The sequence below is a fragment of the Acidobacteriota bacterium genome (assembly GCA_028874215.1).
Taxonomy (GTDB): domain Bacteria; phylum Acidobacteriota; class UBA6911; order RPQK01; family JAJDTT01; genus JAJDTT01.
In genome coordinates this window covers 1-21,766 of sequence record JAPPLF010000068.1, presented here as the reverse complement: position 1 = coordinate 21,766, position 21,766 = coordinate 1, and the positions used below count along the sequence as shown (strand labels likewise).

The following is a 21,766-nucleotide window of genomic DNA, read 5'->3' as shown; positions in this document are numbered from 1 at the left end:
TTCTGCACGATAATTCTTTCATCATCACTGCGTTGGGGGGAAAGACGATGTCGCAACGGACGTTCGCAGATCTGGAATACGACACCAAGAAGCGGGTGACCCGTCGAGAGAAGTTTCTGGCCCGCATGGACGGGTTGATTCCGTGGGAGCACTTGGAAGCCCGGATTGAGCCGTTTTACCCGAAAGCGGGACGGGGCCGGCGTCCCTACCCGCTCTCGACGATGCTGCGGGTTCACTGCGTGCAGCTGTTTTACAACCTGAGCGATCCGGGGATGGAGGATCTGCTCTATGAGGTGGAGTCGGTGCGGCGGTTCGTGGGCCTGAAGCTCACGGGGCCGCTGCCGGACGAGACGACGATTCTGAAGTTCCGTCATCGGCTGGAGGAGCATGGTCTGGGGGAGGCGCTGTTCGAGGAGATCGGTTCTCACCTGCAGCGGCAAGGCCTGCGGCTGAGCCGGGGGACGATCGTGGACGCGAGTATCCTGGCGGCGCCTTCCTCGACCAAGAACAGGGAGGGGGCGCGGGACCCGGAGATGCATCAGACGAAGAAGGGAAAACAGTGGTATTTCGGAATGAAGGCCCACCTGGGGGTGGACGCCCAGACGGGGGTGGCGCACACGGTGGTGACGGCTCCGGCCAACGAGCATGACGTGACGCGGGCCTCCGAATTGCTGCACGGCTCGGAGTCGCAAGTTTGGGGGGATTCCGGATACCAGGGAGTGCAGAAGCGGTCGGAGAATCGAGATCGGCCGATGGATTGGCAGGTGATGATGAAGCCCGGGAAGCGTTGGCAGCTGTCGCCGGAGAGTGAGGCGGCGTTGGCCGAGCGGCGCAAGGCATCGGTTCGGGCGAAGGCCGAACATGTGTTCGGGTACCTGAAACGGCATTTCGGCTACGCCAAGGTGCGCTACCGCGGGCTGGCGAAAAACACCCAACGGATCTATCTGCTGGTGGGATTCGCCAATCTGATGATCGCCGAGCGCTCCGGTGTGACCGCCTGATCGGAATGCGGCACGGCTGTGTTTGAGGCTGGGGAAACCGTCTCGCAATCGCTTGGTCAAGACCAATTCAGGGTTGCAAATCCCACGTTACAACGCCTGGATCCGAAAAAGGCAGAGATACTAAGGTCTGTTTCGCCCCGTATGAGGACTTACTCAGACCTTCCCTAAGAATTGAGCCCGGAACCTTTCCACACCGATTCCGGTGGACTGCGTGGGCAATTCCCAGACCTCCCGGCTGGGCGGCGTGGTTTGGAGTTGAAGCTCGAAACTCGTCCATAGAGTCCACTGACCTGTTCGAGCGGCGGCGCGTGCTCGCGGAGAACTGGGCGAGCTATCTGGCTGGCGAGAGCCGGCCTCAGGCGTCCGTCCGGCACCGTTGATCCGCCGTGGTGGTCCTCCCGGCAGGCTTCGGGAGCTGGCGTTCGAGCCGGCTTCCGGGAGGTCGATTCTGACCGCCGAAAAGTGGGGTTCGGTGCCGATCGGGGAGTGTAAGGGAGACAAAGGACTCAAGTTACATCCCGGAGGCCTTTTGACTTACACCTCCGATTTCCCCGATCTCTTTGTCGCTCATGCAGTTGCGGCCACATTCCCGGCTTCGCGGTGCCCGCACGGGGAAAGCGGAGGTGGACGGGAGCGACCCCCCCCTTTTTCCTGCCCGGTGCGGGCGCGGGGGTGTGGCGCAGTTTACATCTGCGCAACACCCCCTGTGGGGGGTCGCTCCCTTCCAAATTATCCCTTGCGGGAAGGCCAATAGAAGACACCAGTGACGGGCACGATGGAACGCATGAGCGTCCCCGGCATCCCCGAGCAACGGCTGGAGGCCCTCAGGAAGCAGGCGGTGGAGAGGCTGCGTGTCCGCCGCGCTTACCGCTGTCCGGACTGGTTTCCTATCGTATCCTCTTCAACTTCCAATCCTGTAGACCGCGCCCACTCTAAGGCCCATGTGCCAATTAGCGAACCCGAAATCTACCTTTACTCCAATCCGGTCAACCGGAAACGCAACAAACCCGACCTTGGGCGCGAACAGTATTCTGCGCCACTCCTTAAAGCCAAACTCCAACACGCCTGGCCTGATTTCACGCCATTCTGGCAGTGACTCTCCAGGCTCGAAGTGGTCGCCCCTGGAACGAGATTCCACATATTCGCCGCCTACCCCTGCGCCCACATACCCGTATGCTTTCTCATTGCCCCACCGAAAGCATATGTTGGGAATTACGAGAGTGCTTCGACGGATGTAGAAGTTGTCATTGGAATGTATTTCGCGGATCTGCGCAGTCTCGAAGTCGAATCCGAGATACATGCGGTCCGTGACGGGTACAGTGAGACCACCGCCGTAGCTGACCGCGCGACCGAGTGTGCCGTCATCGGTTCCAAGCTGCAGAGTGCCGATGGTACTGAATATTTCCGGTGATTTGGGCTGTGCGGAGAGTGTGCCGACGGTGGGCAGCACAATCAGTGCCAGAGTGATGGCAAGACGAAAGACAATACTCAATATGGGTGCGATAGGTCCCACATATTGGGACCCGACCGTTTTCCGGAACCGCCTGTTGCGTATGCTTGTAAGGATGCTCATGGTGCCCATCTCCCATTAGAAATCAGACTGACATCAGGAAATGCGATTTTTTCTCCACAATCGGCTCACCAAGTGAGTTCAGATGGCTTGAGTCCAGATAGCTCCACGAGATCGACCCATCAGAGAGGACCGCACTGAGCGGCGTGCCCGCTTCGAGCAGAGCGTCCGCGAGAAGGCGAGAGAGACTCAGGGAATCGGAACGCCGCAGGGACCGCGACAATGGACCCAGCCGATAAGAGATGTCTGCCCGAGGTCGACCATCCGGAAGGAAGGAGAAACCTATGCGATTCAAACTATTTGTAATTGGGCTCCTGTTGCTCCTCGCGCCGGGCAGTCAGGCGCGCCAGAACCGCCCGGATCGCTCCCTCGATGACGACACCGGAGGGAAGCAGCTTATCGCCCCAGTCTTCACTCAGTCCGACCCACTGGCGTCTTATCTGTCCATTACGGAAGTGTCGGGCCGGTACGTTGGCGTGACCGTCCAGGAGTACCGAGAAAACGGGAGGGAGTCGTATAGAGAGTCACACTTGATCGCCCGCGATGCGTTATCGGTCCACAACACACACCATTCCTCGACGGGTCCCTTCACTGACAATGGTTGGGCGAAGATTACGGTTCCCGATGTCGCAGACGTCTATGCCGTCAACACGACGTGGGACCGGACACGTCCGGGACTGTACGTCGAATCCCAAGTGGTCGAACCCGCCAACGCATTCCGACTGTTCGCACGGTTGACGGAGGAAGGAGAGACGGGGATCGCGATTGCCAATCCAACTGACGCGGCGCAATCAGTCACAGTGACCTTCTACGAACATGGGCCAGAGTCAGGGAGGGTGAGCAATAGGACATGGGAGATCGAGGCCCAGAGCAAGCTGAGCCGTTTCCTGCGGGAGTGGGTCCCCTTGGGCGGAAACCCACCACGAAACACTATCAGTCCTGAACCGATCAGATTCAGTGGCGTGGTTCGCGTCCAGGGGGAGACTGTCATTGCCGTGGGAGCTCTCTGGTTCTCACGGGAGACGGAATGGTTTAGTTCCGTGATCGTTACAACGGAGCCTCTTCGCTGACATCATTCTCCCTCGTGGCGTTGGTGCACTGGTCAGCCTCAATGCTTCGGGCCCAGACTGGTCCTGCTCCCATGGTGGTGATTCGATTTGGATAAGGGAGGAGTGTCGATTCCTTGGAGCCGTGGCAGGATTCGCTCCACGGCGAAGAACCCGGATCCAGAAAGGAGAAGATGCATGGGCATCTATAAGGTGAAGGATCGCCGGGGGAGAAGACGCTACGTCGCCAAGAGGACGCAGCAGGTGCAACCGGCCACGGTGAAACGCGCCATTGCCGCCATCAGCCAATAAGTGGCGTTGCGTGTTGCTCGGGAAGTGCACATGGGACAGCCGGAACCATGTGCACCAATGAGGCCTTTCGATGTGCACGGACGTGTTTCTCTAAACTGCTGTCCCCGTGCGAGTTACGAATCGCCTCGCGGCTTGCCCGTGCCGCTCGGAGAGTTCGGAAGTGGACGGGAGCGACCCCCCCTTTTTGCCTCCCGGATCGGCAATGCGGTCCCGGCTGATGTGCACTCTCCGTGCCATCGCCTTGGGGGGTCGCTCCCGTCCAAAATATCCCTGGCGGGAAGGACAAGAACAGACACCCGTGACGTGCAAGATGGGATGCATGAGCGCCCCTGACATCCACGAGCAACGGCTGGAGACCCTCAGGAAGCAGGCGGCGGAGAGGCTCCGCGACCGCCGCGCTTACCGCTGTCTGAACTGTGGCATTCGAAGCTTCCAGCGAGGCCGAGTTGGACATGGGCGATTGGGCGCCCATTCGGTTCCCAAGGGGATGGATCGCCTTGGAGAGTTCGGCATGGCGGCGCATGCGGAAGCTGTTGCCCCGGATATTCACGATGTGGCATCGGTGGAGTAGACGGTCGAGCAGCGCGGCGGCCATGACCTCGTCGCCGAGGATCCGGCCCCACTCCTCGAAGCCCTTGTTGGACGTCAGGATTTTCGAGGCCCGCCCGTAGCGCCCGTTGATGACTTGGAAGAAAAGGACCTCGGCGCTCTGGGTCACCGGCAGGTAGCCGATCTCGTCCACGACAAGAAGCGGCGGGTGGGTGAGGGTCTTGAGGCGGCGGTCGAGCCGGCCGACGGCCCTGGCTTCTTCTAGAGAGATTACTAGGTCCGTCAGCGTGCCGAAGTAGATCTTGCGCCCGCTTTCGGCCGCGGTCAGCCCGCCGCCATCTGCCTCGCGCGATGTTGTATCTGCATCCGGTGGACGGCGCCGATGATGGCGAGAAAGACGAGGATCAGCGGGATATCCAAGATCCAGCCCGCGAGCCCAGTCGCTGCTTCCAAGGTCTCCGCACCTGCTTCGTCGAGGTTGCGGCCCACCGCCCAGTTCACGATGGCCTCGCCCCAGAACGGAACAATCCAGAGGACCCACCACCATTGCAGCAGCGCGGACACCGGCCTTCCGCGCCAGTCGGCAGGGTTACGGGAAGCGCGCCAGATCTCCGTCATGGCCTGGTAGGGCTTCCAAAACCATGCGATGGGCACGAAGTACCAACCCACCGCCCACCCGGGCGTGAAGTGCATGTCGGCTGCGCCCAACTGCCGGGCATTGTGGTTGGCCCTATGAATCCAGATGAGCACTAGGATCGAGGTAATGAGCGGGATCGGGAACTCTTTGAAGACCCAGAAGATCGCCCTCAGCCCGGTGTCCAACTCGGCCTCGCCTCCGCCTCCCAGCAAGTCGCGGGCAGTGGACCACATCCCGAACAGTGCCGCAACGATACTGGCGTACAAAAACCCCTGTGTCCATTTCGTAAGCCGGGTCGGATCCCTGAAGCCCTCGGTCTGTTCCGATGCTGCGGAGTGACTCTCCATGCTCACCTCGCTTCCAGGTTCGGATGTGCCTTAGGGAGTTGCGCGAATACTATCAAAACCAGTCGGCAGCAGAACTGCCCGCACGGATACGGTCGGCTCAGAATGTATGCCCCCAACTACCGAAGCGCGCAGGCGCTTCAACCACGAATCGAGTCGAGTCTCGAAACCGTCCATGGGTCCACGGACTTCCAAAATGGTCGAATGGAATCCCGTTTAAAAGGAGGGATTCAATGAGGGAATACGCTGGGGAGAATAGATAATAACTCTATTATTATCATATACTTACGAGATCTTATCCGTATACGTCCCCCCTAACCCCCCCAATCGGCGGTAAGAAAACCGCCGCTCCTCCCCTCATTCGTCCCTCGTCGCTGCGACCCGATCGATGAGCATTCCAGCCGGGTCCGGCGACGTGGCGCTGGAGCGCAGCCGCAAGTAGCTCAGAGGATCATTGTCGTTATTCAGCCGGGGCAGGTCCAATGCGGTCTTGCCGTCGACCGCGACCGAGCAGCGGTTGCGATTCAGGTCCCAGGCGAGGCGGAGAGCATGCCAGCGGCCCTTGGCCAGGACCGGTCCGCCCTCGATCCTTCCAGCCGCGTCCAAATGAAGCCGGAAAACCTCCAACCGTTCGGCCGCCGGCTCGGCCGGCTGAATAAACCGGTCGGCGAGAGCGATGACTCCGCCCCCGAAGCCTTCCGGCAGCAGGACCCGGAGTGAGACCTGCCCTCGCCTTCCGGCCGGAAAGTTCCAGACCGCCTCGTCGCCGCTCTTCTCATCGGGCCGCCGCACCTGAAGCGCCTTGGCGCCCTCCCGGGTGGGATGATCCACCAGCCGGGGACCCTGGACCCGGTCGCGCCAGTAGTATTCGGCGGGACCGAAGGGCTTGAAGACGCTCCAGCCCTCCAACCCCGCAGAGAAGTCGTCCTCCCGGGCGGAGGCCCCGATCCATTCCGGGTCGATGCGCACCAGGGCGATCCGGCCCTGTCCCTGACCCGTCGCCAGGATGACCTTTCCGTCTCGGGTCGCCGTGGAAAAGGGATAGGCGGTCCCGCGGTCGCCGCGCCGGGGAGGGGGCCGGTTGCGGTTGGGATCCCGGAAGGCCTCCCGGTATCCCTTCCAGGTCCTTCCTTCGTCGCCGGAGATGGCCACGTGGAGGGCATCGCGCGTCGTGTACACGGCCTCTCCGTCCACGCGCGACGGGTTCTCGCAGTTGTTCCAGAACACCACCAGCCGGCCGTCGGGCAGGCGCAACAGGTTGGCCGGAGAGTTGGAGGAGCGGAAGCGGGTGGGCCTGGCCTCGGACCACTCGACCCCGTCCGGGGAGAACGATTCGTAGAGGAATCCTGTCTGGGTCCGGATCAACATCCAGACCCGTCCATCCCGAAGCTGGACCGCCACCGGTTCGGTCGCGCCGTAGTTGCTGCCGATGTAGCCGCTGTGGCAGGGAGAGGTGAGCCGCGCCGGCGAGAGCCGCCAGCTCCGGCCGCCGTCGTCCGAGGTGCTGGTGGTGACCACGTGGGACCCCGTGGGCGGCTCCGACCGCAATCCCGGAACCCAGAACTGCTGGGGCAGCACGATCCTTCCGCTCTCGAGTTGGAGGACCCCGTTCAAGGCCCCCACATAGCCTTCGAAGATCCTCTTGGGATCGGACCACCGGGACCGGCCGTCCCGCGTCGCCGCATGCCAGATGTCGTAGAAGTAATCCACGGTCGGCGTCCGCCCGGCGCCCCGCAGCACCAGCATGAAGGCGTGCAGCTCTCCCTCCCGGTCTACCAGCACCACCGGAACGCCGGCGGGATTCCTGAACTCGAACTCGACCCGGGGCTCGCTCCAGGTGACTCCTCCGTCGATGGAGCGGATCGAGGCGCAGTGTTTTCCGGAGACCATGTAGAGAATGCAGAGTTCGCCTCCCGGCAGCGTCACGATGGCCTTGCCGGGCGGAGACGCCCGGAGCAACACCGGCGGGTCGGCACCTCGGACCGGAAATCCCAGAGCGACCAGTAGCAGGGTCGAAACCCAGGTGATTCGAACTGCGCGGCTGGAACTGCCCATCCCGCGGTAAATGGTAGTGGAATGTAGCCGGGAAGTGGAATCGGGAAGCCGTTCGCAAATGCCAAGGGGACTCCGTAAGAGCACCTGTCCCTCAATTCCCAAGGTCTGAATTTCCGGGGAACGGTCTTCGCGCTGGGGTTTGGCTTCCGGGCATCTTGCCTGTACATGTATCCTTCTCCTTTGGGCTTCAAGGCGGCCAGTTCCGCATCCGGATCAATGCGCAGAGGCGAATCTGCTTCCGCCGGTGGGAAGATGGACCCTGCAAAGTCGCGATCGTGGACGATAATCGTGGAGGTCATGGCCCATATCGCGAGGCCGCATCGCCCTTAGGAGACGGAGACGATGATTCAGAACCTGACTGTTCGTAGTTTCAAATCACTCTCCAACATTTCAATGGAATTTCCCCGGCTGACGATTCTCTTCGGACCTAATGCCGCGGGAAAGAGCAACCTCCTCGACGCGATCCAAGCTCTGTCGAGGATCGGTACAGAGCGCACGCTGATGGATGCCCTCGGTGGACAAATGATTCGGGGATACCCGATCGAAGCATTTGCTCTGCCGGCCGGTGGAATCCCGGAATTACTCTCGAAATCTACCGCCAGGTTTTCGATTTCTGCAGACTTGGCAATCCCTGACGGGCGAAAAATCAGAAAGAACCGTTACCGTTATCGAATCGAGGTGGAAATCGCCTCCAAGTCGGGTGCTCTGGCCAACTGTGACGAGTATCTGTCGGCTCTGTCAACGACCGGAAATGAGAAAGGAGTGCCGGCAATTGAAGTGGAATCGGAGCCTCAGCGTTTGAAGATCCGGCGCCAGAGTGGGGGCGGGAGACCTCGTTTCGAGGACCTCAATCAGAACTACGCCATCCTCTCCGACCCACGGTTAGGAAGCCCGGCACACAAGTACATCGAACGGGTTCGGGAAGAACTCTTCGGCTGGAGAACCTACTACCTGGATCCGCGGCTGGCGATGCGGCGTGCTTCGCCACCACTGGATGTGTTTGATATAGGTGTGTTCGGAGAGGACATCGCAGCCTTCCTCTACAAACTCAAGGCAGAGCGCAGAAAGAACTTTGAATCGGTCGTCCGAACTGTGCAATCGATAATTCCAAGCGTCGAGGCATTCGACATCGATCTGGACGAGCGTCGAGGCATTCTTGACATCAACGTTCAGCAGAACGGCACCAACTACTCTTCCCGCGTCGTTTCCGAGGGGACACTCCGAGTGCTGGCGCTCTGTGCAATCTCAGCGAATCCGTGGAGTGGCTCGCTTCTTGCGTTCGAGGAACCCGAGAATGGTGTGCATCCGAGACGGATAGAACTGATTGCCAAAATGCTGACGGCAATGGCTGTGGAGCAAGAACGCCAAGTCGTCGTGACGACCCACTCGCCGCTATTTTGCGATGCCGTGCTCAAAGAAGCCCGGGGGCGGCCACATGGCGATATCGCTTTGTACAACGTTCGCCGCGTAGGCCGGGAAACTCAAATCCAGCGCTTCGATCCCCCTGTCGAGTTGTTCGATCAGCCCGACATCATGAGCAATCTCACGAGTAAGACGGAAGATGGCATCTTCGAATTCATGGTCATGCGTGGATGGCTCAATGAATGAAGCTCTGGCCGTCGAGCTGTTTATGGAAGACGCAGCGCACGAGAATCTGCTTGTGCCATTGGTGAAGCGCATTGCCTTGGAAGAAGGCGTAGACGTCCGTAGCCAAGTACGAACGGCGCGCGGTGGTCACCCACGAGTGTTCAGTGAGCTTGAATTCTATCTGCGGTATCGGCGACATCTTGGCCTCGATGCCCCCCTGGATATGATCATTGTCGCCATCGACTCCAACTGCAATAGCTTTGCACAAACCAGATCCAGTATCGAAGATGCAGTGGGACAAGAGTATCGTCATCTGCTGGTTGCGGCCTGTCCCGACCCCCATATCGAGCGTTGGTATATGGCAGATGTGAATTCCTTCTACGAAGTTGTCGGCTATCAACCTGATCTCGGTTCCGAAAAATGCGAAAGAAATTACTATAAGGCGATTCTTCGGAAAGCGGTTCAGATGGGAGGGCATCCTCAGACCCTCGGTGGGATTGAGTTCGCGGCCGAACTCGCAGAAAAGATGGATTTGTACCGGGCCGGAAGGATGGAGCGGTCACTGAAAGTGTTCGTAGAAGACCTTCGCAGCAAATTTCGAATTCGAGTCCCGGCTCCGTAACGACATCGGCCGATAGGGTTGTTTCGGGCGAGTTGTCCCCAAGGATTCTCTTCGCCGGAACAGGCGCTGCGGGAAGCGCCAGTGGTGACCCTTGTGACCTCGTACCCCGGAGCCTTTCAATACCGGCGGTCGCCGGCACTGCTGCGGCAACATGGTCGACGATCGGGCTACTGAGAGCCAGAAAGAAATCCAGATAGATCAATGACATCACGCATCGCCCTTCCAGAGGAAGAAATCGCTGCCTTTTGCCGGCGTTGGCGCATCATTGAATTGGCGGTGTTTGGTTCAGTGTTGCGAGACGATTTTGGTCCTGAAAGCGACGTGGATGTACTCGTCCGCTTTGACCCGCAAGCGCGTCACACTCTTCTGGATGTTGCACAGATGCAGGACGAGTTGAGTTCGACGCTCGACCGGGAGGCGGACTTGGTCGAGAGAGCCGCCGTCGAGCGAAGTCCAAACTACATTCGCCGCAGGGCCATTCTCCAGTCTGCCGAGATCGTATATGCGGCGTAGCGACGCCTATCTCCTCGACATGTGGATGGCGGCGCGCGAGGCGAGACGATTCGCCGTGAGCCTGACGTTTCCGGAGTTTGAGCAAAACCGCATGCCGCAACCTGCCATAGTCAGTTGTCAAGTTTCTTGCAGCCGATCCGAGTCAAGGGAATGAACCGAGGCGTCGAGGCCTGATAGTCGCGGTACGAGGGGTATCGATCCAGAGATATGGATTCGGTCAATCTTGTCGACCCGCCAAAGATGAACATCAGGAAAATGAATCCCAGGCCGGACCAATGGATCCATTGGCCGGTTGCCGCGACCCCGAACAGGTAGAACACGGTCCACATGCCCATCTCGCAGACAAAACTGGGATGGCGGCAATACTGGAACAAGCCGCTGGTGACGAAGGGCTGCGTCACGGGTTCACCCGCCTCGATCCTGCGCTTCTTGTCCTGCTGAAACGTCCACATCTGCTGGTCGTTGATCGCTTCCACGACCCAAAACGCCACGAACAGTGCCATCGCGGCGGCATCCAGGACATTCAGGGGCCGATCCTGCCGGGTCCAGGCCTGATGCACCGGAGACGTGAACAGCCAGATGACGAGCAACTGCCCGGGTGCGACGAAGGTGAGATTGAGGATTTGAAACTTGATCGGACCAAGCTGTTCCCGCAAGACTTTCCAGCGATAGTCTTCACCGCCGCGCCGATACCCGCCCTTGCGAGCCAGGTTGTAGGTCAATCGGGCCCCCCACGCAGTCACCAGGAGCGTCATGACATTGAGCCGCGTCGAACCGAAATCCGGGTCGGCGGCCACCATCAGGCAAAAGATGGGGGGACTGACGGTCCAGATGCGGTCCACCCAGGAATATTCACGGGTGATGACCGACAAGAGCCAGCAGGAGATGGCGAGAACCACCGTCAGGTCGAGGGCTGCTCCGTACGGGGTGCCCTGAAGCGGATGAGGAATGAGGTTGATGTCCATCGACCTGATCTTTTCGGCGCGGGCTGGGCCCGGAGCGCCGTTTTTCGGCTGCTATCGAAATCTCAGGGAGTACAGATCCGCGTCCTTCATCACCAGGCGCAGGCGCACCGGATTCCCGGCGAGGCGCCGGAGAGGCCTGTCCGAATTCGCTTTGCGGTGACTTCGCTCCCACCGGACCACCTGCTCGATCTCGTCCCCCCAGATCAGCGGCGACTCCTCCAGTGAGAACCCGGGAACGGGGTGGCCGCGGACATCCTGTATCTCCACCCGGATGCTGCCGGCGGCCGAGGTGGCGAAGTTGAGCACCAGGTTGTCCCCCTCGAAGAGCAGCGGTTTGGTGATCATTTCGCCGCCGGACCAGCCGGCGTGGACCGAGACGAATCCGTCGGTGCGCAGCACCAGCCGCTGCAGGTGGTTGGTGGGCGCCGACCGGTGGCGCTCGACGTAGAGGGAGATTTCGTCGTCGGCGGTGGGGACGATGCCCCGCGCCGGCGTGTTGGTCCGCTGGGGCCAGTTGCGGGGGTCGCGGCCGGGCCGGATGAACGACTCCAGGAAGCGGCGGTCCCAGTGGACCCCGTCGCGGCTGCTCATGAGGACTCCGTCGGACGCGCCCGGCACCGGAGCGTCCGGGTAGAGCTGCCGCCAGGGGAGAAAACGTCTCGGCAAAGCCAGAAAGAGGTGCGGGGCGCGGAAATAGGCGACGGTCCCGTTGGTGTAGAGGTGTTCGGGAGGAGTATCTCCGAATTCGCCCCACTGCCCGGCCGTCCAATCCAGGAAATTCGCCGAGGTGGCGTGCTTGATGGTTCGCACGCCGTGGCGGAAGTCGCGGTAGAAGGCGACGTAGCGGTGCCGCACCGAGTCCCAGAAAGTGACGTTCAGGGAATCGAACTTTCCGTCGCTGAGAATCGGCTCCTCCCGCAGGCGCCGCCAGCGGATGCCGTCCGCGGAGACGTAACCCAGCAGCACCGGTTTTCCGTCCATCCGGCCGCTGCCCACGGCCTTGTAGCGCTGCTCGGGAGGGGCGTCGGGATTGGTGTCCTTGAAGGGGGAGAAGTTGTGCCCGCCGGAGCCGGTCCAGACGATGTTGTTGTCTGTGGAGCCGTTGAACTCGAACCGGCCGAGCGACGGCCGGCTCCAGGTGACCCCGTCAGGACTCTCGGCGTAGCAGGCCACCTGGGGGTGATCCGGCACGGACGTTTCACCCGGCCTCAAAAGGGAGGGGACCGCGTATCCCCTGGAACTGGCGCCCCGGTAGTACATGCGGTAACGGCCGCCGTCCCGGAACACGGTGACGTAGCCGCTGTTTCCCCCTTCCCATTCCCGGTCGAAGGAGAGCACCCGCTCCGCCGGACGGGGAGAGTGAAGCTTCAGCCGCGCTCCCTTCAGCGACTCGATGAGGTGGCCGTCCACGAACAATTCGAGCCGGGAGCCGATGGACAGGGAGTCGGGCTGCGTCTTCCGAGAGGGCTCGGCAACCGCGGCGAGGGCCACGGAAACAAGACAGGCGGCCATCGGCGCCGCCCTCATCGTTCCTCTTCCGTTCCGCCGAGGAACTTCCATGGGTTCGGAATCCATATTGAGCTATTCTTGTACCAACTCTGACATTCCCTCGCTACGTCCGAGCAGCAAACGGAGGCGCCATGGATCACAGGATGAAATCCCGTCGACGGTTTGGAGCATCCCGGGCCGCGGGCGCCGCCGGTCCGGCCCTGATCATGGCGCTCTTGTCCATGCCGCCGCTATCCGCCACGGTCCTGGAAATCGGCACCGGAAAGCAACTCTTCATCGACGACTACGTCATCGAGTCGCTGGACGGCACCGTCTTCAAGCTCTTGAACCAACCTCTCAAGTATGCCGGGAACCCGGTGATCGAGATGGACCAGTGCTGGGAGGCGGATATGCACTTCGCCAACTCTCCCAACCTGGTCTACGACGAGGCGGACCGCCGCTTCAAGATGTGGAATCAGGCGGTCAACTACTCCTGGTCCACCAGTCTGCTGGGCTACTACGTCTCGGAAGACGGTCTGCGCTGGGAGAAGCCGCCGGTGGGGCAATTCGAGTACAAGTCGGACTACTGCCGCGGGGAGTCGACCCGGAGCCACAACTTCGTGTTCGGCAACGCCCACCGGTTGGGCGCCCCCGGAGTCTTCAAGGATCTTCACGAAACCGATCCCGCGAAACGCTACAAGATGCTCTACAACCGGAGGCGTCCCGAGAGCGGCGTCTGGGCCGCGTACTCGGCCGACGGAATCCAATGGAAGGACTACCCGTACCCGGAAGTGAATCCGGTCTACCTCAACAACGACACCCACCAGGCGGTGTTCTGGGACGAACAACGGGAGAGCTATGTGGCCCACATCCGGCTCAAGCCGCCCCTTTTCGCCGACGATCCCAGGTTTCACTTCAGGAACCGGAAAGGGAACGTCAGGACTCCCGGAATCGCCACCAGTCCCGACTTCATCCACTGGGACGCCCCCAAGGACATGCGGGATCCGGTGGAGGTGAACCGGAAGTACATCCTGGTGCCGCCCGACGCGGAGGACGGCCCCTGCACCGCCGGGTTCTACACCTTCGAGATCCTTCAGTACGAAGGGGTCTACGTGGGCTTCCTCACCCCGTATCACGTCTGTCCCGGGATGGAGCCCGAGATTCCTCCGGTGCGGGGAAATGCCCGAAATCCCTGGATGGATCGGATCGACATCCAGTTGGCCTTCAGCCGGGACGGAAGGGTCTGGCAACGGGTGGGGAATCGGCGCACCTTCATCCCCAACGGTCCCGAGGGGAGCTACGACGCCGGCATGATCTTCGTGGCCCAGCAGCCGGTCGTGCGGGAGGAGCTGGAAGAAATCTGGATTTACTACGTGGGGTTCGAACGGGGCCACTGGGCCGTCCGGCGGGGCGGGAATCAGGAGAGCTCGGTGTCGCTGGCCACGCTGCGGCTGGACGGGTTTGTCTCGCTGACCGCGGGACAGGGATCGGTGACCACCAAGCCGCTGGTCTTCGCGGGAGACCGGTTGGAGATCAATGCCGCCACGGCCGGACCTCAGGGCGAAGTCTCCGCCGAAATCCTGGACCCCGAGACGGGGCGGCCGATACCGGGCTACGCGAGAACAGACTGCGACGCCTTCCAGGGAGATTCGGTCCGCCATGCCGTGACCTGGAAGGGCAAAGGGCGGGTGGGGCGGCTGGCCGGGCAACCGGTCCAACTGCGCTTCCATCTGAAGCAGGCCAAGCTCTTCTCCTTCCGCTTTCGTTACGGGCGATGAGGAAACCGAACGAAGAGAAGTGGCTGGTTTGAGGTGGGTTGACCCTTTACGGGGCTGAAGTGTCGACGAAGATCGACGTCATTCGTCGTAGATTTCCGCCAGGTAGTCGTCGTGACGACGGCCCAGATCCTTCACGCCGCTGGATGCAATACCGGCAATGCTCAACAGCCCCTCCACGCCGGACTGTTTTTCCTTTAATCCTTCTCGGAGACTCTGTCGGACGAGGCGGCGAACCGCTTCGGAAATCGAAATCCTCTTCCGATGAGCCAGAGATCGGATCTGCTGATATTGCCTTTCTTCGAACTGAATCTGAGTTCGTACCATGTCGTCATGCTGGGTTCGTGTCATATCCCGGCCCGGCCGGACCGCCGCGGACACCCCTCGCGCCCCACCCGAACATTGCCGCCCACGCCACCAGTTTCTCGGGGGATCATGCCGGAGGGCCGCCGGTGCGGGTCGCTAATGAGGGGGATTCCAACAATGGCGCCCAAGGGCGGGGCTACGACTTGCTCAACTCGTCTCGAAGCACAATCGCCAAGACCTGCAAGATGCCGTCCATTTGCACTCCCATTTCAAAAGCGCATTTTTCCAGCACAGCCAAATAGGATTCGGAGGGAGTGTACTCAAACAGGCAATATCGAATGCAGTATTCTTGAATCCGGTAGTCAGACTTCCCGGCGACTTCCGCTCGGTGCTTTTCCACTTCACCCTTGGCCCATGAAGACGCATCAATCGAGCGTGCCGCCTCTTTGCCATGAGAGGTCAAGGTCATTGGGCTGTTCGTTCCAAACAGAGCCTCCCTTGGTCCTCCCAACAGAAACAAGATGAGGTTTCCGATTTTGTCTTCGATTTTGGCAAGGCGTCTGTCAACGCGCCCCCTCCACTCTGGAAAATCCTCGGTTGCCGTCAATAGGTCGTTGATTTTTTGTCTCCGTGCCCCTGCCTTCATCAGTCCATTGATTGCGGCCGCAATAGCACAAAGAATCGCAGTGATCCCTGCCCCGACACCGATCACGTGGGTCAAATTCCAATTCGTCTCGTCAACCGTGATGGATTCAAGTGTCATTGCCCAAAAGTATGCGGGCAAGCTGGGGGATAGTGCGAGGGCTTCGGGCATTTGAGACTCCGATTCTCAGTTGTGGTTCAACGAGGTCCCAGTCGTAATTATACCTTCGCTACCGAAAAGTTAACACAGGACTCGATGGCAGCGACGGATGGTACCACCATGGGAGCATGGACCATGTGCCAGATCGAATCGGACAGCCCGGCTTCCATTTGCTATCCCGGCCCATGGCGATGAAGATCCACTGGGTGCCGGCCGTCTCCGGGTCCGCCGATGTCCCACGCTGATCCTTGCTGGCGACATAGGACCAGGGTTCGTCTATCTCAACGACTGAGGGACTGGAACCACGAGACTCCGGTGCGCACGGAGTCAGGCCAGGACGTTAATTGGGTTCCCAGGAGCACGAACGCCGATGCCGCGGCATGGCTGGAATATGGACGTCCCGGTTCGCCTGTACGATCCGGAATCGGGGGTTAACAACTCCCGCTCCTATCCTTTTCGCCGGTCCCAGATCGTCAATCCCTCGAGGTCACGATCCTCGCTCGACCGTGATCTCGGCAGCAGGCTGAAGAGCCAGGACCCGCAGAGGCAGCTCAACAGCGCGACGGGCGTGTAGAAGATCCAGTGCATCTCGACGAAGTTCTGCACGTAGATGCTGAGCGGAAGCGAGATCCCCACGGTGGCGGCCAGCCAGGCCGGGAAATGTCCCCTCCGGGTCAGGACTCCCAACAGAAAGAGGCCCGTGACCGGCGCGGCCGTGAGGCCGCCCACCTTGCTCATGGTTTCCAGAATGCCGGCGCCTTCCGATACCAACAGGGCGGCGGCGGTGGCCAGCAGGCCCAGCCCCGCCGTCAAGGCCCGGGCCAGCATCAGGCTCTGCCGCTGGGTCAGGGCACGCTTCCTGAGGGGGGTCACGAAATCGACCTGGATCATGGTGGCTGAGGAGTGGATCCCCGAATCCACCGTGGACATGGCCGCGGCGAAGACGGCGGCGATGAGCAGGCCCGAGAAGCCGGCCGGAAGGGCATGGACGATGTAGTAGGGCAGGATCCGGTCGCCGGCGACTCCCGGAGCCAGATGCTCGGGATATACTAGGAAATAAGCGAAGATCCCGAGTCCGATCATGTAGAGCAGCGCGGCCAACAGGATTTCCAGCACCCGGTCCAGCAACAGCGCCCGCGTCATTTCGCGGAGGCTCCTGGCCGCGAGCAGACGCTGCATGACCACCTGGTTGTTCCCGTATCCGAATCCGCTGATGAAGTAACAGAGTAAGACCGCCAGTCCGGTGGCCTCGGCCAGGTCGAACCGGAGATCGGTCACCCCCAACTTGTCCGCGGTCAGGACGATCTCGAAGAATTGATCCAGGCCTCCCGGGAGCCGGTCGACCAGCGAGAACGCGACCACCACCGCGCCCGTGGTCAGGATCACGAACTGGATCACGTCGGTCCAGATGACGGCCGCCAGTCCTCCCGTGCAGGTGTACGCCGTGGCCACCAGACCCATGAGCAGGATGGCGCGGGTCAGATCGATCCCGGTGACGGTGGAAAGAGCCAGGGCGGGGGCGAAAAGGGCGATTCCCATCCAGCCCTGGATCTGAAGCACGGCCAGAGCCGAGGCGGCGTAGCGGGCACGGTTCCCAAAGCGTGCGTTGACGTATTCGTAGATGGTCGTGACCTTGAGCCTTCGGTAGATGGGAAAATAGAGAGCGATCATCAGCGGCGTGGCCAGCAGCGCCGCCGGGCCCGCCAGCATGAGGGAGGCGTTGTCCTTGTAGGCCGCCGCCGGAGCTCCCAGGTAGGTGAGGCCGCTCAGCATGCTGGCGACGGTGCTCAACGCGACGGCCAGCCAGGGCATGCTGCGTCCGGCCAGAAAATAGGACTCGGTGTTCCGCTGGCGTCCGGCCAGCGCCAGCGCCAGCACGGTGACTCCCAGCAGGTAGGCTACGAGAACCAGGGCGTTTAGGGTGCCGAAGCTGGCTTGGTCCAAGGTTGTGGAAAACTTCTGGGAAAACTGTGGAAAGGTTGTAGGCGACTTAGAGCGGACGGCCCCAGGAGTCCATCTTCGGCTCCGGCGGCATGGAGATCCTCCTGCCTTCGTAGATCGACTGGGCCACCGCCTCGCAGAACTCCATGTAGCGGATCCCTTCTGCGAAATCGGGAGCCACCGGCGTGCCGCGCCGGATGGCCTCGATGAACTCGGCGTCCATGGTTCGGTCCCGCCGTTCCTCCCGCGGCATTTCGATGGGGTGCATCCCGGTATCCCCGCGGGTCATGCCGAACAGTTCTTCGTCTTCCACCAGCCCTCCCGGTTTTTCAACCAGCAGCTTGTAATCCAGCGCTCCCCGCGTGCCGTAGATCTCCACCGAGCTGCCCGGACCCCGGGGAACCCGGAACGAAAGGTGAAAGCTGGCGGTTGCTCCTCCCTGCAACTCGGCCCCGATGGACAGGGACTGGGGCACGGACAACAGGTCTTCGCCGGTAGTGGCGATCAGGGAGACGGGAGGGTCGATCCAGCGGTAGACGACCTCGGCCAGGATCCCCAGCATCATGGTGTTGACGCCCACCACCTCCGGGTTCACCAGCCAGGCGCCGGACTCGGGAAGGGCCGGAACCAGCGACGTGACCCGCACTTCCCGGAGGTCTCCCACGTAGCCCTGACTGAGCAGCCGGCGCATCACCCGGTCCCCCTTGAGGCCGAAACCGGCCGCATAGAGGGAGGTGACCAGGTCGGTCTTCCGGGAGGCTTCCAGCATCTGCCGGGCCTCGTGCAGGTTACGCGCCATCCTCGCCTGACAGAGAACGCGCTTGCCGGCATCCAGGGCGGCTACGGTGGCCGGCAGGTGGAGGTGAGGCGGGGTGGCGATCACCACGGCGTCGATGCCGCGGTTTTCGATGATCTGCACCCAGCGCTCGACCAGGTTGGGAATATTGAACTTCCGGGCCGCCGTTCGAGCCGTTTCCTTCCGGCGGGACCAGGCGTGGGTGATCTCGACGCCGGGAACCCTCAGCAGCAGAGGGATGTGCCGGGCCTGGGCGATCTTTCCCGCTCCGATGATGCCGACCCTGATGATGTCCGTCATGGCGATTCTTCTCCCGGCAAATGTTCAGATCCACTCGCCCCGCCGGCGGGCCCGGTGGATCAGGATGCGGAGTTTGTCGGCCTCGTTGAGGTAGGGCTCGAACTTTTCCAGGAACCGGGCCAACGTCTCCTCCGGTGTCCTGCGGGTCGTGTCGATGCTGAACTTGTTGCGCATGGACGACCGTTCGAACTCGGCCTCGAACTCTTCCAGCACCCGCTCGATGTCGGGTTCCTGCAGCACGCCGTTGGGATGGGGGTTCTCCTTCATGCGCCGGCCGATGGTCTCGGGCGAAGCCTTCACCAGCACCAGCGGCATGTCGGGCGCGAACTCCTGGATGCTCTCTTCGAAGTGGTCCAGAACGGCCCGGCGCATCCAGGCCTGCTCTCCGGTGTAGTAGCCGAAGTACAGCGCCCCGTAGATGGCGTTTTCGATGTGGAGGCCGACGGAAACGTAGTCCGGATTGCGAAGCGCGCCCGGCGTGAGGTGGTAGGTGACGCTGTAGCGCTGGATCATCTCCTTGGTCTTGGGGGTCAGGGCCAGGAACTGCTCCTGCTCTTCCGGCGTGAACAGGTTTTCGTCGTCGAGTCCGGGATGCCCGCTGACGTGCGGGATCTTCCAATGGTCATGGAAGGCCCTGAGACCGTTGTCCTCGCCCATGACCTCATGACTCCAGCGCTGGATTCCGTCGGCCAGCGTTGTGGTCCCCGCGTATTCGCAGCCAATCAGAATGACTCTCATTTGGTCTCCTTGGAGGGGGGCTGTTTTTTCCCTCTTCGTCCTTAACCCCCGGTTCGCCGAAGTCTAAAGAATCGGCGGTTAGGAAACCGCCGCTCCTCGGGGAGTTCGGCGGTTAGGAAACCGCCGCTCCCGCTCCGGCCGGAAGGGCGATTTCCTAATCGCCCGGTCCCCCCCGTTCGCCGACCGATTCCAACAAGGCGCCGGATGCGGTCCGGATCCTGTCGAAAACGACCCGGTCCTTCCCCGCCAGCCGGGCCAAGTCTCCCAGATCGTACCAGCGGAGCGCTCCGTGGACCGTGTTCTCGAGTTGATCCACGGTGACGTCGGTTTCGACGACGCGCCTCCAACTGTCGATGGAGTCACGGATGCCGACCCGGCCAAACAGCTCCGGCTCCACGGCCGCGGCGTGGAGCGCGGCAATCCCGGCTCTTCCCACGGCGACCAGGTTCACTCGCTTCGCCTCCTCGGCCGCTACGCGCAGGTAACGCGCGCAGGCGAGTATGTCCTCAGCCCGCATGCCGACGAGTGAACGTCCCAGCATGTAGGCGATGAAATACTCTGCCGAGTTGTTTCCGATGTATTTCGGGTCGTACCGCCACGCCGTGGACTCGGTCTCCCCCAAGCCGGTCAGATCCACGGCCAGCACCGGATGCCCGCCGCGCGCCAGAGACTCAATGGGCCCTCCGGGACCCGCGTCGATCTGCTTTCCCCGCCCGTTCAGGTACAGCGTCCACTCGCCTCGCGAGTGCTCGGGAACGAACCGCAGCGCCGGCAGTGGAAACCCGCCGGCGGACTGCAGGATCAACTTCTCGATGCGGTAACCGGTGCGCCGGACCGTGCCGTACGCTTGGACTGCCGGTGGCGGGATCTCCGAGAGGGGACGGATGCCCGCGGTTTCCCTCACCTGGGTTCTTCGCTCCTGGTCGGTCTTTGGCTGCCACGACCGCTCGCGATGCCGCCGGAGCCTCTCCTCCTCGGCTCGGTAGAGTTGGAACACCGAGCGTGCGCCCTCCAGCAACAGAACCTGCCCCTGGGGCGTGCATTGAAGCTGCCGGTCGGAGAAGACGTCGAAGTCCGGCTCGTTCACCTCGTCGACCCGGTCCAGCAGCCACCGACGCATCCAGCGGCAGGCGCCGGTGCGCAGATGGAGGGAGAACCCGTGCTTCTCGTCCGCCTCCACCAGGCCGACCCGCTCCGCGACGCCCAACCGCGTGTAGAGCCGTTTGGCTTGCCGGTATGTCTCCCAGGCGCCCGCAATGGGCACGAAGTCCTTGGTGGCGGCAAGAATCAACGCAGGCTTAGGCGCTCTCATCAGGATGTAGTCCGCGTGGTCCATGCCGTAGGCGGTCTGTGCGTAGATGTTCTGCTCGGCGTCGCCCGGACCGGGGTCGTCGTTCTTGCGGCGGGTGGTGGTGATGAAACAACTGGACGCCGCAGCGGCGATCCTCGGATCGAGCGCCATCAGGTAGGCGGTCATGAGGCCGCCGCCCGAGTTTCCGGTGCAGCCGATGCGCGACTCGTCGACGTCGTCCCGTCCCGCCAGGTAATCGATGCTGCGGATCCCGTCCCAGATGCGATAAGTCGCCAGGTTCCGGCCCAGCAAAATGGGGGCGACGCCGGCCAGGTTGTGTTCTTCGGTGGGCCGAAACCGCCCCTTCGCGGGCTCCGACCGTGGCGCGCCGTCCTCGAGAATCTGCTTCCGCTCCCCTTGGCCGACGGGGTCGTAGCAGAGCACCGCCAGACCGTTCCTGGCCATCAGGATGGCCGCCCGCTGGTAGAGTTCGGCCGCCTTTCCGTTCTCGCTGTGGCCGCAGGGGACCAGGACGCCGGGGTACGGCGGTTCGGCCTCCGGCAGGTACAGGACCGCCGTCACGTGGAAGCCGGGCCGGCTCTCGTAGATCAGCTTTTCGGCTCGAAACCCGTCGCCCGTCAGCCGGCCCACGACTCGGGGACGCAGGGGAGTGCGTTCCGGGAATCCCCCCAGGCTTTCGATGAATTCGGCTCGCAGGCGCTCCTGGTAATCCCGGATCTGCTCAGGGGTCTTCAGCGCTTCGTACGCCTGCAGACGCCGGTCCAGCGCGGCGTGGACGAGTGGCCGGAGATGATCCCGAAGCAACCGGACTTCGCCGTCCGGTCGTGCCGATGCCGGCAGCACCCGGAGATCGGTCCCGAGCGCGATTTCCGACGTCAGGGTCCAGACAAGAACGACAAGGAGTATGCGGGCTGTGCCGGGCGTTGGGCTGGATAACACGAACCCGAATCCTCAAAGGAATTGTGTCTGCGGTCAAACGACTTCAGAATGCGGTTCGCGGGGCTCCACAGTCTGTGGAGCCCCCCCCCGGGCCCGGGCGGAGGGACGGGGATGTAAGCGGCCAGCGGGGAAAGGCATGAAATAGGCGGTCGGATAGTAGGTGGGGGG

The 21,766-nt window shown here is 61.9% G+C and carries 18 protein-coding genes; 7 read left to right on the top strand and 11 right to left on the bottom strand.

What is annotated here, in order from left to right:
• The first annotated feature begins 47 nt into the window (after positions 1-47).
• Positions 48-1,001: an IS5 family transposase gene (locus tag OXT71_13495; protein MDE2927405.1), complete on the top strand. Its 954-nt coding sequence runs from the start codon at positions 48-50 to the stop codon at positions 999-1,001.
• A 901-nt stretch (positions 1,002-1,902) separates the two neighbouring features.
• On the opposite strand, the gene OXT71_13490 is transcribed toward OXT71_13495, so the two are convergent.
• Positions 1,903-2,574, bottom strand: a complete 672-nt coding sequence (locus OXT71_13490) for a hypothetical protein (protein ID MDE2927404.1) — start codon at positions 2,572-2,574, stop codon at positions 1,903-1,905.
• A gap of 281 nt (positions 2,575-2,855) precedes the next feature.
• Between OXT71_13490 and OXT71_13485 the strand changes: the two genes are divergently transcribed.
• Both OXT71_13485 and OXT71_13480 read left to right on the top strand, forming a co-directional pair.
• A complete protein-coding gene (locus OXT71_13485; GenBank protein ID MDE2927403.1) occupies positions 2,856-3,641 on the top strand; it encodes a hypothetical protein in 786 nt (261 codons plus the stop codon).
• Positions 3,642-4,248: 607 nt separating this feature from the next.
• Positions 4,249-4,500, top strand: a complete 252-nt coding sequence (locus OXT71_13480; GenBank protein MDE2927402.1) for a hypothetical protein — start codon at positions 4,249-4,251, stop codon at positions 4,498-4,500.
• Between the two features lie 302 nt (positions 4,501-4,802).
• On the opposite strand, the gene OXT71_13475 is transcribed toward OXT71_13480, so the two are convergent.
• Positions 4,803-5,462: a DUF4328 domain-containing protein gene (locus OXT71_13475; GenBank protein MDE2927401.1), complete on the bottom strand. Its 660-nt coding sequence runs from the start codon at positions 5,460-5,462 to the stop codon at positions 4,803-4,805.
• A gap of 354 nt (positions 5,463-5,816) precedes the next feature.
• Positions 5,817-7,514, bottom strand: coding sequence for a sialidase family protein (locus OXT71_13470; protein MDE2927400.1), 1,698 nt, complete (start codon positions 7,512-7,514; stop codon positions 5,817-5,819).
• A gap of 342 nt (positions 7,515-7,856) precedes the next feature.
• Here OXT71_13470 and OXT71_13465 point away from each other — a divergent pair, with 342 nt between their 5' ends.
• The 3 genes from OXT71_13465 to OXT71_13455 all read left to right on the top strand — a co-directional run bounded on the left by OXT71_13465 (position 7,857) and on the right by OXT71_13455 (position 10,236).
• Positions 7,857-9,122, top strand: a complete 1,266-nt coding sequence (locus tag OXT71_13465) for an AAA family ATPase (protein ID MDE2927399.1) — start codon at positions 7,857-7,859, stop codon at positions 9,120-9,122.
• Positions 9,115-9,723, top strand: coding sequence for a hypothetical protein (locus OXT71_13460; protein ID MDE2927398.1), 609 nt, complete (start codon positions 9,115-9,117; stop codon positions 9,721-9,723). The genes OXT71_13465 and OXT71_13460 overlap by 8 nt, the downstream gene beginning before the upstream one ends.
• A gap of 201 nt (positions 9,724-9,924) precedes the next feature.
• On the top strand, positions 9,925-10,236 hold the full coding sequence (locus tag OXT71_13455; protein ID MDE2927397.1) for a nucleotidyltransferase domain-containing protein: 312 nt from the start codon (positions 9,925-9,927) through the stop codon (positions 10,234-10,236).
• 110 nt (positions 10,237-10,346) lie between these two features.
• Here OXT71_13455 and OXT71_13450 read toward each other — a convergent pair whose 3' ends face one another.
• Positions 10,347-11,201 (bottom strand): DUF1295 domain-containing protein, encoded by an 855-nt coding sequence (locus OXT71_13450; GenBank protein MDE2927396.1) that lies wholly within the window; start codon positions 11,199-11,201, stop codon positions 10,347-10,349.
• Positions 11,202-11,252: 51 nt separating this feature from the next.
• Positions 11,253-12,728 (bottom strand): hypothetical protein, encoded by a 1,476-nt coding sequence (locus OXT71_13445; protein ID MDE2927395.1) that lies wholly within the window; start codon positions 12,726-12,728, stop codon positions 11,253-11,255.
• A gap of 125 nt (positions 12,729-12,853) precedes the next feature.
• Between OXT71_13445 and OXT71_13440 the strand changes: the two genes are divergently transcribed.
• Positions 12,854-14,467: a hypothetical protein gene (locus OXT71_13440; GenBank protein ID MDE2927394.1), complete on the top strand. Its 1,614-nt coding sequence runs from the start codon at positions 12,854-12,856 to the stop codon at positions 14,465-14,467.
• A 78-nt stretch (positions 14,468-14,545) separates the two neighbouring features.
• Here the strand turns inward: OXT71_13440 and OXT71_13435 are convergent, their stop codons facing one another.
• The 6 genes from OXT71_13435 to OXT71_13410 form a co-directional block, all read right to left on the bottom strand.
• The gene (locus OXT71_13435; protein MDE2927393.1) at positions 14,546-14,791 is read right to left on the bottom strand and encodes a CopG family transcriptional regulator; all 246 of its coding nucleotides are present in this window, start codon (positions 14,789-14,791) and stop codon (positions 14,546-14,548) included.
• Positions 14,792-14,966: 175 nt separating this feature from the next.
• A complete protein-coding gene (locus tag OXT71_13430; protein ID MDE2927392.1) occupies positions 14,967-15,584 on the bottom strand; it encodes a hypothetical protein in 618 nt (205 codons plus the stop codon).
• A gap of 435 nt (positions 15,585-16,019) precedes the next feature.
• Positions 16,020-17,516, bottom strand: coding sequence for a sodium/solute symporter (locus tag OXT71_13425; GenBank protein MDE2927391.1), 1,497 nt, complete (start codon positions 17,514-17,516; stop codon positions 16,020-16,022).
• Positions 17,517-17,562: 46 nt separating this feature from the next.
• Positions 17,563-18,609 (bottom strand): Gfo/Idh/MocA family oxidoreductase, encoded by a 1,047-nt coding sequence (locus OXT71_13420; GenBank protein MDE2927390.1) that lies wholly within the window; start codon positions 18,607-18,609, stop codon positions 17,563-17,565.
• 24 nt (positions 18,610-18,633) lie between these two features.
• Positions 18,634-19,347 (bottom strand): hypothetical protein, encoded by a 714-nt coding sequence (locus OXT71_13415; GenBank protein MDE2927389.1) that lies wholly within the window; start codon positions 19,345-19,347, stop codon positions 18,634-18,636.
• A 154-nt stretch (positions 19,348-19,501) separates the two neighbouring features.
• Entirely contained in the window at positions 19,502-21,598 is a 2,097-nt protein-coding gene (locus OXT71_13410; protein MDE2927388.1) for a prolyl oligopeptidase family serine peptidase, read from the bottom strand.
• Positions 21,599-21,766 lie beyond the last annotated feature (168 nt).

What these genes read in the sequence shown, in the direction of transcription:
- OXT71_13430 (MDE2927392.1), bottom strand. Translation starts at nt 15,584, where the DNA reads ATGCCCGAAGCCCTCGCACTATCCCCCAGCTTGCCCGCATACTTTTGG.
- OXT71_13445 (MDE2927395.1), bottom strand. Translation starts at nt 12,728, where the DNA reads ATGAGGGCGGCGCCGATGGCCGCCTGTCTTGTTTCCGTGGCCCTCGCC.
- OXT71_13490 (MDE2927404.1), bottom strand. Translation starts at nt 2,574, where the DNA reads ATGAGCATCCTTACAAGCATACGCAACAGGCGGTTCCGGAAAACGGTC.
- OXT71_13420 (MDE2927390.1), bottom strand. Translation starts at nt 18,609, where the DNA reads ATGACGGACATCATCAGGGTCGGCATCATCGGAGCGGGAAAGATCGCC.
- OXT71_13460 (MDE2927398.1), top strand. Translation starts at nt 9,115, where the DNA reads ATGAATGAAGCTCTGGCCGTCGAGCTGTTTATGGAAGACGCAGCGCAC.
- OXT71_13480 (MDE2927402.1), top strand. Translation starts at nt 4,249, where the DNA reads ATGAGCGCCCCTGACATCCACGAGCAACGGCTGGAGACCCTCAGGAAG.
- OXT71_13415 (MDE2927389.1), bottom strand. Translation starts at nt 19,347, where the DNA reads ATGAGAGTCATTCTGATTGGCTGCGAATACGCGGGGACCACAACGCTG.
- OXT71_13455 (MDE2927397.1), top strand. Translation starts at nt 9,925, where the DNA reads ATGACATCACGCATCGCCCTTCCAGAGGAAGAAATCGCTGCCTTTTGC.
- OXT71_13440 (MDE2927394.1), top strand. Translation starts at nt 12,854, where the DNA reads ATGAAATCCCGTCGACGGTTTGGAGCATCCCGGGCCGCGGGCGCCGCC.
- OXT71_13485 (MDE2927403.1), top strand. Translation starts at nt 2,856, where the DNA reads ATGCGATTCAAACTATTTGTAATTGGGCTCCTGTTGCTCCTCGCGCCG.
- OXT71_13495 (MDE2927405.1), top strand. Translation starts at nt 48, where the DNA reads ATGTCGCAACGGACGTTCGCAGATCTGGAATACGACACCAAGAAGCGG.
- OXT71_13435 (MDE2927393.1), bottom strand. Translation starts at nt 14,791, where the DNA reads ATGGTACGAACTCAGATTCAGTTCGAAGAAAGGCAATATCAGCAGATC.
- OXT71_13470 (MDE2927400.1), bottom strand. Translation starts at nt 7,514, where the DNA reads ATGGGCAGTTCCAGCCGCGCAGTTCGAATCACCTGGGTTTCGACCCTG.
- OXT71_13450 (MDE2927396.1), bottom strand. Translation starts at nt 11,201, where the DNA reads ATGGACATCAACCTCATTCCTCATCCGCTTCAGGGCACCCCGTACGGA.
- OXT71_13475 (MDE2927401.1), bottom strand. Translation starts at nt 5,462, where the DNA reads ATGGAGAGTCACTCCGCAGCATCGGAACAGACCGAGGGCTTCAGGGAT.
- OXT71_13465 (MDE2927399.1), top strand. Translation starts at nt 7,857, where the DNA reads ATGATTCAGAACCTGACTGTTCGTAGTTTCAAATCACTCTCCAACATT.